Source organism: Microcoleus sp. CAWBG58, assembly GCF_020883045.1.
In the GTDB taxonomy this organism is placed as follows: domain Bacteria; phylum Cyanobacteriota; class Cyanobacteriia; order Cyanobacteriales; family Microcoleaceae; genus Microcoleus.
The window spans coordinates 1-12,488 of the sequence record NZ_JAHRFA010000023.1 but is presented as its reverse complement, the minus strand read 5'-3'; the positions used below and the strand labels follow the sequence as shown (position 1 = coordinate 12,488).

At 44.6% G+C, this 12,488-nt stretch carries 9 protein-coding genes; 4 read left to right on the top strand and 5 right to left on the bottom strand.

All coding sequences use genetic code 11. The features are described 5' to 3' along the window. Nucleotides 1-373: 373 nt before the first annotated feature. From QZ918_RS12510 to cynS, 4 genes are all read right to left on the bottom strand, one after another. Nucleotides 374-1,876, bottom strand: coding sequence for a hypothetical protein (locus QZ918_RS12510; protein WP_293335364.1), 1,503 nt, complete (start codon nucleotides 1,874-1,876; stop codon nucleotides 374-376). Next, entirely contained in the window at nucleotides 1,876-2,664 is a 789-nt protein-coding gene (locus tag QZ918_RS12505) for a hypothetical protein (protein ID WP_293335362.1), read from the bottom strand. Before QZ918_RS12505 ends, QZ918_RS12510 begins: the two co-directional genes overlap by 1 nt. 93 nt (nucleotides 2,665-2,757) lie before the next feature. Continuing rightward, complete coding sequence (gene clpX / locus QZ918_RS12500) at nucleotides 2,758-4,140, bottom strand: ATP-dependent protease ATP-binding subunit ClpX (protein ID WP_293146495.1); 1,383 nt, start codon at nucleotides 4,138-4,140, stop codon at nucleotides 2,758-2,760. Between the two features lie 366 nt (nucleotides 4,141-4,506). After that, a complete protein-coding gene (gene cynS, locus QZ918_RS12495; protein WP_293335360.1) occupies nucleotides 4,507-4,950 on the bottom strand; it encodes a cyanase in 444 nt (147 codons plus the stop codon). A 711-nt stretch (nucleotides 4,951-5,661) separates the two neighbouring features. On the opposite strand from cynS, the gene QZ918_RS12490 reads away from it, so the two are divergent. Both QZ918_RS12490 and QZ918_RS12485 read left to right on the top strand, forming a co-directional pair. Further along, complete coding sequence (locus tag QZ918_RS12490) at nucleotides 5,662-6,006, top strand: slr1659 superfamily regulator (RefSeq protein ID WP_293146491.1); 345 nt, start codon at nucleotides 5,662-5,664, stop codon at nucleotides 6,004-6,006. A gap of 142 nt (nucleotides 6,007-6,148) precedes the next feature. Then, nucleotides 6,149-8,284 carry a sensor histidine kinase gene (locus QZ918_RS12485; protein ID WP_293335358.1) on the top strand — a complete coding sequence of 712 codons (2,136 nt, stop codon included), beginning with the start codon at nucleotides 6,149-6,151 and terminating at the stop codon, nucleotides 8,282-8,284. A 409-nt stretch (nucleotides 8,285-8,693) separates the two neighbouring features. Here the strand turns inward: QZ918_RS12485 and QZ918_RS12480 are convergent, their stop codons facing one another. After that, a complete protein-coding gene (locus tag QZ918_RS12480) occupies nucleotides 8,694-8,972 on the bottom strand; it encodes a hypothetical protein (protein ID WP_293335356.1) in 279 nt (92 codons plus the stop codon). Nucleotides 8,973-9,234: 262 nt separating this feature from the next. Here QZ918_RS12480 and QZ918_RS12475 point away from each other — a divergent pair, with 262 nt between their 5' ends. Beyond that, nucleotides 9,235-9,507, top strand: a complete 273-nt coding sequence (locus QZ918_RS12475; protein ID WP_293335353.1) for a hypothetical protein — start codon at nucleotides 9,235-9,237, stop codon at nucleotides 9,505-9,507. A gap of 84 nt (nucleotides 9,508-9,591) precedes the next feature. Then, a complete protein-coding gene (locus QZ918_RS12470; RefSeq protein ID WP_293335351.1) occupies nucleotides 9,592-12,216 on the top strand; it encodes a PAS domain S-box protein in 2,625 nt (874 codons plus the stop codon). Nucleotides 12,217-12,488 lie beyond the last annotated feature (272 nt).

The following is a 12,488-nucleotide window of genomic DNA, read 5'->3' as shown; positions in this document are numbered from 1 at the left end:
AAAAGTTATGTTGGTAAAAGCAAGTTTTAATATCTACCCACATAAATTAACCCGGTTCGTAGTAAGGACTTTAGTCCTCTGATATTTCTGCGGACTGAAGTCCTCACTACAAACCTTATGAACGCTTGCCGCCCTTTCCCAAAAAAGTTATCTTGGTAACAGCAAGTTTTAATATCTACCCACATAAATTAACCCGGTTCGTAGTAAGGACTTTAGTCCTCTGATATTTCTGCGGACTGAAGTCCTCACTACAAACCTTATGAACGCTTTTCCCGACTTTTCCACACATGGCTATCAAGTAACCCGCGAACTCGGATACAATAGTTTGGGCGGCCGCGTCACCTATTTTTAGGGAACTGGTATTAGCTTTTGGTTACATCCAGATCGCTTGAGCAACTGTACTGCGGATTCGCTTTAAGCTTTCCGAACCTATGTCTCTAAGGTTTAACAAAGACTCGTCGCTGGCTTCTGCTAATTTTGACACAGTGACGTACCCAGCATCTTTTAGTATATCAATTTTATGCTGGGTGAGTCCATAACGATATGCCTGAGATTTTTCGAGTTTGCTAATATCTTCCTCTAAGATTAGCATTTCGCCATGCTCAGGTAATTCAGGCAATTGAATTTTAAACAATTCACTTGCTTTGTGTAATTCTAAAGGCTCATTTCTCTCATTTTGCCCATTTAACCACCTAGTATAAATTTCATTAGTAACCCGAGCTTTCGTAGTTTTTTCCAACAATGTGCATAGATTCAAGCTATATCTTGTTCCTCGTCCTCTCGATTTCATTGCCCGTGAAACATCTCGAATTGAAATAAATCCAGTATATTCAAGTAGTTCTAACGGCTTTGATAGACGTTGTGCAATTTCTCTTAAAATAAGTACATTCTGCTTATTTTGCTCACCAGCCTGCTGAAATATTGATTCTGCAATCTCCGTTGCAGGATCGAGCATTGGTGCATATATGCCAAGTTTGGGCTTAAGCTCTTCAATCAAGGGCCAATAGTAATTACTGGCAAGGTCTATCAGTGTCTTGGTTATATGGGCTAAATTAATCTTGTTTTCTCCACAGTTTCCCGACAGACTATTCCATGCAAATATAAATCCCCTCATGTTTCCAAGTACAGCCCGTCCCATAAACCCCGCAACATTTTCTAAAGTCAATTGACCAGAGAAAGACTCTTCAGGAAGTCGCTGATAAAACCTTTTTCTAATTATCTCGGCAAAGTTGGTATTATAGTCTTGTAGTTCATCATTCCTTGAAACATCGATCACCGTAGCATCATTATATACATCAAACCTTGTTCCAAAATTAGTAACTCCAGGGTAAATAGCAGCTTTACATGATATTGTACTGCTCGATAAAGTCCGAAATATATCGAAAAATTCATGCAGCGGAGCTTCCCGACCAATGTGAGCCGCGTCATCAAATAAAATAACTATCCTTTTCCCAGATGCACTCGATAAACTAGATAATTTTCTCTGAAGTGATGTGATGTTTGGCAAAGCTTCAAACTCAAAGAAATTACCTGCTTTAATAACAGCCTTATTTACGGCATCAATTATTAGCTGGCATAACATTATTTCATACTTCTTACCTTCACTTCTGAGTAATTCAAGATGACGAAGACTGATGTATATGCCAAATGCAGAGCTTAGATTTTTTTCAGGATACATTCTTCTCGATGCTTCTATCATAAGCGCACTTTTTCCACTACCACGTGCCCCTTTTAATAACACTGGGCCGTGAGCAATCAAATTAGAAATAAAACGCTGCTCTTGTTTTGAGAAATAATGCAGTTGCTCAAACTCTTCAGGCGAACAATCTTCTGCTGCTAAAATCAGTGATGGATTTTCAGAAATAGCATTAACCATTAGAAAACTCCCATTTCTTGAATTTCTTTATAAGCTGCGATCGCTACTTGAATATCGAGTTTATTCAGTGCATGACTGACTACAGAAACAATTAACCCAAGGGTAGCGATATTACGAACAGTTTTCTCTATCAGTCGTTGAGTTGTTTCTCGATCCAATGCTGAACTTAAAGGAATCACCAGTTCGTGATGTATTCCTTTTGAAAGTTCAGAGTAGAGACTTGAAAAATCATTTAAAGTTTCAGGATAGAATCTTTCAAAATCTTTTGTTCTAAGATTGACTATCCATTCATCCCCGCTGACATCTCTGATTGCATCCAACAGCTTATCAAAGTTAGCAGACCATATTAGTGTCTTATAATAATCTCCAAGCAAAGCTCTAGTAGGGTTTTGCAGTGACTTATCAGCCCAAAGATCCGTAACCTTGTCCGCGAAAACATCACCTTGCCAACGTATAGAGGACTTATTAGCCTTATCTATTCGATAATTGGGCTGCTTTTGACATTCCCTAAGGAGGAGGACTCTAAAAGGATCGAGCCTCGCAATTAGTGCGGTACATCCCAATTCCAGTATACTTCTCCCTAAAAATGGGGCAAATAATGAAATTTGGTTATCACTGAGGGATTGGAGTGTTACTAGCTCTTTAACAACATTATCAATTGACGCGGATAAATGACTTAGAACCTCATCAATTTCACCTCCATCAGGAACGACATTTCCACAGAGTAGTTTGGCTAATGGTGACTGATTAGTTACTGACTCATCGCCACCTGATTGATTAGAACTCATTTTATTTGACTGTAACCGATCGACAGATCCTAAAATCTTCGCAGGCAATGCGCAACCTTACGGCTTGTAGGTGCGCACTGCACACTCTAAAAATTAAGCTGTTTCGTGCTGTTTGTGCCAAGCGGGATGCCACAGCAATTCGGCAGTCGATCGCTTCTCGACCATTTCCTTCGTAATCGTACAGTGAGCCACATCCTTGCGAGAAGGCAATTCGTACATCACATCGAGCATTAACTCCTCTAAAATGCTGCGGAGAGCTCTCGCGCCGGTTTTGCGTCGGTAGGCCTCCTGCGCGATCGCCCGCAGCGCATCCGGCTCAAATTCCAACTCCACGCTATCCATCTTCAACAGCTTCTGATACTGCTTCACCAGCGCATTCCGGGGTTCAGTCAAAATCTGCATCAACGCCGCTTCATCCAGCGGCGAAATCACCGTCACCACCGGAATCCGCCCCACAAACTCAGGAATTAAACCAAACTTAACCAAATCATCCGGCTGTACCTGCTGCAAAATATCAGCCGCCCGCTTATCTTTTGCCGGCAAAGTCGAGTTGCTTTCAGTTTCTGTTGGCTGAATAAAGCCCAAAGATTTTTTACCCAAACGCTGGTCAACTATTTTTTCTAAACCGACAAAAGCACCGCCACAAATAAATAGAATCTTGCTCGTGTCAACTTGAATAAAATCTTGGTAAGGATGTTTGCGGCCACCTTGCGGGGGCACGTTAACCACCGTTCCTTCCAACATTTTTAGTAGCGCTTGCTGCACTCCCTCTCCCGATACATCTCTGGTTATCGAAGTGTTTTCGCTTTTGCGAGCAATCTTGTCAATTTCATCAATATAAATAATCCCGCGCTGCGCCGATTCGACATCAAAATCTGACATTTGCAACAGCCGCAGCAAGATATTTTCTACATCGTCGCCGACATATCCAGCTTCTGTCAGCGTCGTCGCATCGGCTACCGCAAACGGGACTTCGAGCATTTGCGCCAAACTTTGCGCTAACAAGGTTTTGCCGCAACCTGTGGGCCCGACTAGCATGATGTTGGATTTTTGCAGTTCCACATCGCTGTCGGGGGAAGACTTGCCGCTGTCTTTGGCTTGGTCTACGCTCAAGCGCTTGTAATGGTTGTAAACTGCTACAGACAGGACTTTTTTGGCTGAGTGCTGGCCGATGACGTGGTTGTCTAAATGCTGTTTAATTTCTGTGGGTTTGGGAATTTGCGCTAGAACAATTTTCGATTTGCTCGATCGACTCGGGCGTTTCGTTCCTTGTCCCTGAGACTCTCGCACCTCTGACTGGGGAATCTGTTGACCAATTGTTTTGCTGGAGTCAAAAAACTCCTCTTCTAAAATTTCATTGCACAGTTCCACGCATTCATCGCAAATGTACACGCCGGGCCCAGCTATTAACTTGCGGACGTACTCCTGCGATTTGCCGCAAAAGGAGCATCTGAGATGGGAGTCATATTTTGACATATTTAGCCTCTTACTTTACGGTTGCGGTTGCTTGTTAGACTGGCCCAGTTGCGCCGGAATCGACCGATTCTCTGCCCTAGAAAGGCTTCCCGAACGGACACCCAAGCCAGTCAGTCGATTTTAGATTTTAGATTTTAGATTTTAGATTTACTCCACGGATAAATTTGGGAGGTTGAATCTTCGTCTAAAACTTGGGGCTCTACACGAGTTAAGTCAGGGGCTTGTCTCAATTTTTTGCCTGCTCAAGCTTCGCGCTCTCTATTTCTAAGTTAACACTTTTGATCCATCACTCATGACTCATGACTCATGACTCATGCAACCAAATTTTGAAGTTTTTATTTTCCCTTGAAGCAAAGCGGCACGGGCTTACCATTTTTTGTATTCCAAAAATTTTCCCGACATAATTATTTTCACTCGATCGCCTTTTGGGTCTATTTCTTTCTCGACATCCAAACTAAAGTCGATCGCGCTCATAATCCCGTCACCGAATTTTTCGTGGATCACTGCTTTGAGCGGCATCCCGTACACCTGCATAATTTCATAGAAGCGATAAATCAACGGGTCAACCGGAACTGTTGGATCCAAAGAACCTTTTAACGGAGGTTCGCAGAGCACCGCAGCCGTCTCGCCATCCAATCCCAAAGCCGAGACAATTTTCTCGGCTTCATCGACCGATGCGGTAGCTTGACGGTAAAAAACCGCCGCAATCCAAACTTCGTCGCGACCCAAAACTTTTTCCAACTCGGCAAAACTAATTCCCTTAGCTTTTTTAGCAGCCAAAAGCTTTTCTGTAATTTCTGAAATTGCCATTAAATATTCTCCAACTTACTGCTGTACCAGGTATGAAATATTTCTCACATTTTGGTGATTTTGTCAATGGCAACTCAATCTAAAAAACAGAATCGATCGATCGCGATCGCTTCAGCAAAATCAGGTCTCGTCTACCTTGACAACTTATACAATTTTCGCATTACATTGTTGGAGTATAGAAGATTTAAGATTGGCAATAATTGATGACTACCAGGGTTTAGAGCTGGTCTACAGTTACACGATTTTTTTCAAATTGCATCGCAACAGATCAATCCCCAAAAACACTCCTAAGTACCCTCTGACAATGATACAGTTGGCATTATATCCAGTGCAAGTTAGACAAACAAAGGCAAACGGCCCAGCTTGGATCGTGCCAGCTTAAACAGTTGACAGTTGACAGTTGACAGTTGACAGTTGACAGCGAAGTGATAAGAACGGAGATTCAACAGTCCGTTCTTATCACAATCTGCCGACCTGAGTAAGGGCTTCAAACCCCTGCTATTCGGTGACTCCGCCCAAACACGGATAGAAGTGCCAGATAGGAGTCGCCAGCCACCCCAAATTTGAGAATTAGGTTCCTGCTCCCAGATTCATCTATGGAGTAGCAAATCTCTCATTCTTCAATTTTTAAATCTAAAATCGACTGACTCTCCATCCTCGCTCCCGCAGCCAAAGCCCTTTTACCGTTCATAACCGACAAGTGACAAAAGTATGAATATTCAGACCAAAGATTACAGCATTGAGTACGATCGCGCTACCCAAACAGTTACCTGCTGCGGCTCGTTTCGGATCGGCCAGATGGAAGAATACGCGCCGATCGTCGATCTGCTAAACGAAGTGACGGACTCTTCGCCTAATATGATTACTCTAGACTTGCGAAAACTAGAATTTTTAAATAGTTCAGGAATTAACATTATATCAAGATTTGCGATCGAAGTGCGCCAGCTAAAAAATATTCAAATTACCATACAAGGCTCAAAACAGATACCATGGCAGGGAAAATCGCTGAAGAACTTGCAGCGGCTGATGCCTTCCTTGCACTTAGAATTGGAATAGTAAATCGCACAAGGTAAAGGTGTTCGCCTATCCCGCCTTGGGCAACCAGGATGAGGGCGCCTGAAGAACCATGCAAATATAAGTTAGCACCAAACTGTAAAAAACTTCAGCACAGACTAAAAATTACCAATTTTCAATTGCTATGCAGGAAGAACCATCGAGAGAACAGCTACTTCTGGACGTTCAACGACTGAGTGCGGAACTAGAAAACTTGAAATGTGAAAAGTCCGATCTAGAAATCTTGCTGGAGACTACCACCCAACATTCGGATACGATGGAAGCTCACTTGCTCTCTCAAGCTCAGTTGGCGGTGCGCGAAAGCGAACAGCAGTTTCGGGCGATCGCCTCGGCAACTCCCGTTCCGGTATTGGTTTCTCGTCTCTCGGACGGCTTAATACTTTATGCAAACGCTCAATTGGCTTCTCTGCTAAACATACCCCTAGAAGAATTGATCGGCTGTCGCACCCCAGACTTTTACGTCAACCCCGCCGATCGCCCAAAGGTACTCGACGCCCTCGCGCAAGACGGATACCTGCAAAACTACGAACTCCACTGCAAAAAATCAGACGGAACCCCTTTCTGGGCAATGCTCTCGGTTCAGTCCCTCCAGTTTAAGAGTCAGCCGACGGCATTGTGCGCCTTGTACGATCTCACTCAGCGCAAGCAAGCAGAAAACATTCTCCAAGAGAGCGAAAAGCGGCTGCGGCGCCAGAGTCTGGCTTTGTTGCAACTAGGGCGGCAGAGAACCCTCAACAGCGGTGCGCTGACTGTGGGAATTCGCGAAATTACTGAGGCTGCTGCGCGCACTTTGGAGGTGGAAAAAGTCAGCGTCTGGCTTTACAACCACGACAGATTGGGAACTGGCTACCCGATCGCTCCTCAGCTAAATTTTACCCACAGAGCGATCGCCCACAACCAAAAACAATGTCTCGATACAGAGGCGGCCCCCCGAAACGATAACGAGTCGCTCAATCATTCTCAATTTAAAATCCCCAACCTCAAATTAGTTTGTCTCGACTTGTACGATCGCACTCACGAGCATCATTTGAGCCGCCAGTGCATATCAGCAAGCGATTTAAAATTTTCAATTTTAGATATAGAAAACGACGCGCCGGGCGAAAATCTAGCTGAAGACAATGGTTTAGAACCGGCGCCGCACACTCAAAACTCGATCGAAACAAACTTGTGTCACTTATCATCGATCGCCGAACATTCAGGCGTGCTGCCGAATAAAAGCAAGCCAAATTCATCGATCTTAAATGTAGCAATTAGGCTCGGCGGCCAGATCGTGGGCATCCTCTCCATAGAACATATCGGCGCGCCCCGCGAGTGGGCTCTGGAGGAGCGTACCTTCGCCGATTCTTTAGCAAATTTAGTCGCGCTGGCGATCGAAGGATTTGAACGTCAGCGAGCTCAGGAAGCACTCTCCAAAGCCAAAGCGCAGCTAGAAATGACCGTCGATCAGCGCACCGCTCAAATCACCGCCACCAATCAACTGCTCCGCAGCGAAATTGCCGATCGTAAAAGAGCCGAAATCGCCTTGCAAGAAGCCTTACACAAAGCAGAAGCAGCTTCCAGAGCTAAAAGCACTTTTTTAGCCAATATGAGCCACGAACTGCGGACGCCGCTCAACGCCATTATCGGTTACAGCGAAATGCTAGAAGAAGAAGCACTGGACTCCGGACTCGATGACTTCATCCCCGATACCCAAAAAATTCGTAACGCCGGCAAACACTTGCTGAATTTAATTAACGATATTCTCGACCTTTCTAAGATAGAAGCCGGTCGGATGGAGGTTTACTTAGAAGAATTTGACCTCGGCAATTTAATAGAAGAAGTTGTTGCAACTTTGCACCCTTTAGTTGAAAAAAATCACAATCAATTAGAAGTTTCTTGCTCTCCAAATTTGGGAGTAATGTATGCAGATTTAACTAAAGTCAGGCAAATTTTGTTCAATTTGCTCTCGAATGCCCTCAAGTTTACCGAAGGTGGAACGGTGCTGCTGGGCGCCACTCGCGAGCCAGCCGGCGATAGCGATTGGGTTTATTTGCGGGTATCTGATACGGGGATTGGAATGTCTGAACAACAACAGCAGGGTTTGTTTCAACCTTTTATGCAAGGGGATGCTTCGACTACTCGCAAGTACGGAGGCACTGGTTTGGGATTGGCGATTAGCCGTTTGTTTTGCCAGATGATGGGCGGCGATATTACTCTTGAGAGTCAGTTAGGTGTTGGCTCTACTTTTACTGTTCAATTAAAGGTCAAAGTTGACAGTTGACAGTTGACAGTTGACAGTTGACAGTTGACTTCAGTCATTGGTCATTGGTCATAAGAAAGAAGGGAGAAGGGAGAAGGAAGAAGGCAACGAGCACGCGATGGAGAGCATCTCAGTTTTGCATTATTTATAGTGCTGTCCCCGCTCGCGTGCGTGTATAAGCACGCGAGCGGGGAGTATCTGAGTTTTTCATTTTTTCATTTATAGTGCGAGCGCCCCCGCTCGCGTATTGTACAATACGCGAGCGGGGACAGCACTCAAATAAAAAAATTCTTTTTACAAACATGAGATGCTCCCAGTCATTAGTGCTGTCCGCGCGATCGAACATTGTTAGAAAAAGGCAACGAGCACGGAATGGATTTAACGGATGGGTAAAAGATGCAATTATTCCCCATAGCCCAATACCGTTTACTTAAGACTGCCCTGGGGGTAAATCGCTATGAAAAATAGATGCTGCGATTGCTTCGTTCCTCGCAATGACCATCTTAAGTAAACCGTATTGCCCCATAGCCAACAACCAACAACCAACAACCAATAACCAATAACTAATAACCAATAACCTGTTAATTGTGATACCGATCGCGATCGACCTCTGTTGCGGATCACACAGTCGCATTTTTTCCCAGCCTAGAATATTTTCAATATCCCAAACTTGTGCCACAACCAGGATATAAAGCCTTGCTGTATTCAAAATTCGCACCTCAACCTGCCACAGGGGGGGTGGGGGTATTGCCTATAGAAAGGCAATTTGGTAAAAGTAATGCTATCGTCGCTAACCAGTAGAAGGCAAAAGTTAATAGGAAATCAGGAATTATCAAAGGCATCAGAACCCAGAAACACTATTCGGCTTTTTGCCTTCTCCCTTAAACCTTCAAACTGCTGCCTCTACTGCCGAGATAGCAATATCATCGACAGCAGTCGATAAGTTCTCAAAATTAAAGGAGTGCATTGAGATGATTAAACCTTGCAGTCAACCGCTAAAAATAAATCCTTTCACTTCTTATCGCGATCCCACTACAGGCAAATGGACTGTAGTCCCAACAGTTCAGAATGTTTGCGAAACAGACTCTAGTTTGAAACCCAAAGCCGAAAGCGAAAACGAAAGTAAAGTAGAAACAAGTCTTTCTGCTGTACCTGCTGTCTCGCTGCCGAAAAAACGCTTTTCCTTCTCGTTGTCTGGGCTTAAAAACCTTGCTAAAAAATCTTCTGTCACTGTCAGTAGCTAGCCATCGCCGGGGCACGATCTAGTTTCTACGGTTGCGCCCGGGCGATCGCCCAATACAAAAAAACGAGCTATTCAATAGCATTGATTGCCAAAAAGCGATATACTAACAGCAAACTTTCTACTCAGAATATCCGTGAAGTATTTGCTCGATCGCTTCGTCCACTTTGTATGGACAGACCGACCAATTCGCCAGCGGGGAACTGTCATCGTTGCTATCCCCGTGATTTGTCTGTTTGCTTCGCTGATTGCAATTGCAGGACTCCGGGATAGTGCAATACAGATAAGAAAGCGAGCAGATACTAATAAGGAAATACTTCACGGAACCAACCGCTTGTTAACCACTGTGGTGGATGCGGAAACGGGCATTCGGGGTTACGGGTTGACGAAGCGCCGCGATTTTCTAGCACCATATTTAGAAGCAAAGAAGAGCTTGCCTCCGCTGCTGGCTCAACTCGAAATCGCGGTGGCAGAAAATCAACTGCCAGCTCAGGGATTTGCAGAAATTAAACAAAGTACCGAACAGCAAATAATTGTATTGCAAAACACTCTGAATAAGCTCGACAGTGCGGGAACAAAAGTTCAGTCGCCGGAAATAATTCAGGTGTTAGTTCGAGATAAATTGAAGATGGATAAGCTGCGCGAAAAAATTGATGCGTTTGCTGATGCGAGCCAAGCCTACCAGAAGGCTTTAGAGGGACGAGTAGGTGAGTTGGTAGATTTAATTAATTTCCTGCAATTTGCTGGTTTGCTTGTCGGCTGTCTGGGTGGAGCAGCTTCCTGGTATTTATTTCATAGTTTAGACCAGGAATTGAGGAAGCGGCAAGCAGGCTTGCAAGAAAGTAAAACTCGCATTCAAGCTGTGGTAGACAATGCGGCTGATGGGATTATTACTTTAGATGAATCGGGCAATATTGAGTCTTTTAATGCGGCAGCAGAACGGATTTTTGGCGAAAAAGCCGATCGCCTAATTGGCTCGAACCTGCGCCAACTGATAGCTCAACCGCAGCCCGACAGCAGCGCGGGAGATTGTGCGATCGAATATTTTGTCTTAAATCCCGATGCTAAACTGAAGACTTACCAGCAAGAAACTGTCGGAATTCGCAGCGACGGCACCAAGTTTCCGATGGAGCTTGCCATCAGCGAAATGTGTCTGGCAAATCAACGGTTGTTTGTTGCGATTTGCCGCGATGTGGGAGGACGGAAACAAGCTGAGGAAACTCTCCGCAAGCAAGCGCAAATGCTGGATTTTGCGAACGATACGATCGCGGTACTCGACTTGAACGGGGTGATTTCTTATTGGAATTTGGGGGCGAAGTGGCTCTACGGGTGGCGGAATTCGCAAGCAATAGGAAAAAATATTCACGAGCTTTTGCACACAGAATGGACGCAGCCTTTTGACGAAATTCAAAAAGTGTTTTTCGAGCGGGGATATTGGCAAGGGGAACTGGTGCGTACCAAGGAAGACGGCACAAAAATTACGGTGGCGAGTCGGTGGACTTTGCAGCGCGACGATCGAGATCGACCCCAGGCTATTTTGGAAATTAGCAACGATATTAGCGATCGCAAGCGCTCAGAAAGTGCTTTAGCCGAAATCGCGCAGCGGTTTCGCGATACTTTTGAACAAGCCGCAGTCGGCATGGCTCAAGCGAGTGTGGATGGCAAGTTGCTGTTAGTCAATCAAAAACTTTGCAAAATTGTCGGCTACAGCCGTCAAGAATTGATGGCTAAAAATTTTCAGGATATTACTTTTGGACAAGATTTAGGAAACGAACTGGAACTTTTAGACCAATTATTAGCCAGAAAAATTGATAATTACTGTATAGAAAAGCGCTATCTCTGCAAAGACGGAGAGTTAGTGTGGGTAAACTTGACGGTTTCGCTGCTGCAAGAACAAAATGGCACTCAATTGCTGATGGGTGTGGTAGAAGATATTAGGGAACGCAAACAAGCTGAGGAATCGTTGCGGTTGCACGCTGAAGAATTGAGGTGGACGGCGAACTCGCTGGCTCAAACGACGAGTGTGTTGAGAAAGCGGAATCAAGAGTTAGATCAGTTTGCTTATGTAGTTTCTCACGATTTGAAAGCGCCGCTTAGGGCGATCGCAAATCTCAGCAGTTGGATAGAAGAAGACCTCAGCGATTCGATGACAGAGGATACTCTGCACCAAATGAACCTGCTGCGCGGCAGAGTTCACCGGATGGAATCATTGATTGAGGGACTGCTGCAATATTCCCGCGTCGGACGCATTCAACTGGCTTCAGAAACTGTAAAAGTTGGGAAGTTATTAGCAGAAATTATTGATTCGTTGGCACCGCCGTCAGGATTTGAAGTAAAAGTTGAACCGGGAATGCCAACTTTTGTGACTGAAAGATTGCCGTTGCAGCAAGTTTTTTCTAATTTAATTAGCAACGCCATGAAACACAATAGAAATGAATCCGGCCGCGTAAACATATCGTTTAAGGAGTTAGAGAATTTTTACGAGTTTGCTGTAGCTGATGACGGGCCGGGGATTGCTCCTCAATATCACGATAAAGTTTTTGTGATTTTTCAGACCTTGGAAGCTCGCGATAAAGTTGAAAATACTGGCATTGGTTTGTCGCTGGTGAAGAAAATTGTCGAATCTCAAGGCGGCACTATTTCTCTGGAATCGGCCGAAGGTGAGGGAGCAACTTTTCGGTTTACTTGGCCGAAGCAACCTATTAGCAAATAAGATAATACCAATTTTTTATGAGGCTGCATAGAATCTGATCCCCCCTAACCCCCCTGGTGGGAGGGGGGGACAAGATTCTTCTCAAAGTCCCCCTTCTTAAGGGGGATTTAGGGGGATCGAGATATATGCAACTTCACATTAAATTGCTGTAGTTTAGACTAACCAAAGATGAGAACGGTGGCAAAAGAAGAACTAGAGCCACCGCGCTGGGAGAGAATGAGGGTGAAAAAGAAAACCTATCCACTCCTTAAATGAACAGTGAACGATTAAAG

Bases quoted from the DNA above. Each gene is read 5' to 3' on its own strand.
- QZ918_RS12510 (WP_293335364.1), bottom strand. From the start codon at position 1,876: ATGGTTAATGCTATTTCTGAAAATCCATCACTGATTTTAGCAGCAGAA.
- QZ918_RS12505 (WP_293335362.1), bottom strand. From the start codon at position 2,664: ATGAGTTCTAATCAATCAGGTGGCGATGAGTCAGTAACTAATCAGTCA.
- clpX (WP_293146495.1), bottom strand. From the start codon at position 4,140: ATGTCAAAATATGACTCCCATCTCAGATGCTCCTTTTGCGGCAAATCG.
- cynS (WP_293335360.1), bottom strand. From the start codon at position 4,950: ATGGCAATTTCAGAAATTACAGAAAAGCTTTTGGCTGCTAAAAAAGCT.
- QZ918_RS12490 (WP_293146491.1), top strand. From the start codon at position 5,662: ATGAATATTCAGACCAAAGATTACAGCATTGAGTACGATCGCGCTACC.
- QZ918_RS12485 (WP_293335358.1), top strand. From the start codon at position 6,149: ATGCAGGAAGAACCATCGAGAGAACAGCTACTTCTGGACGTTCAACGA.
- QZ918_RS12475 (WP_293335353.1), top strand. From the start codon at position 9,235: ATGATTAAACCTTGCAGTCAACCGCTAAAAATAAATCCTTTCACTTCT.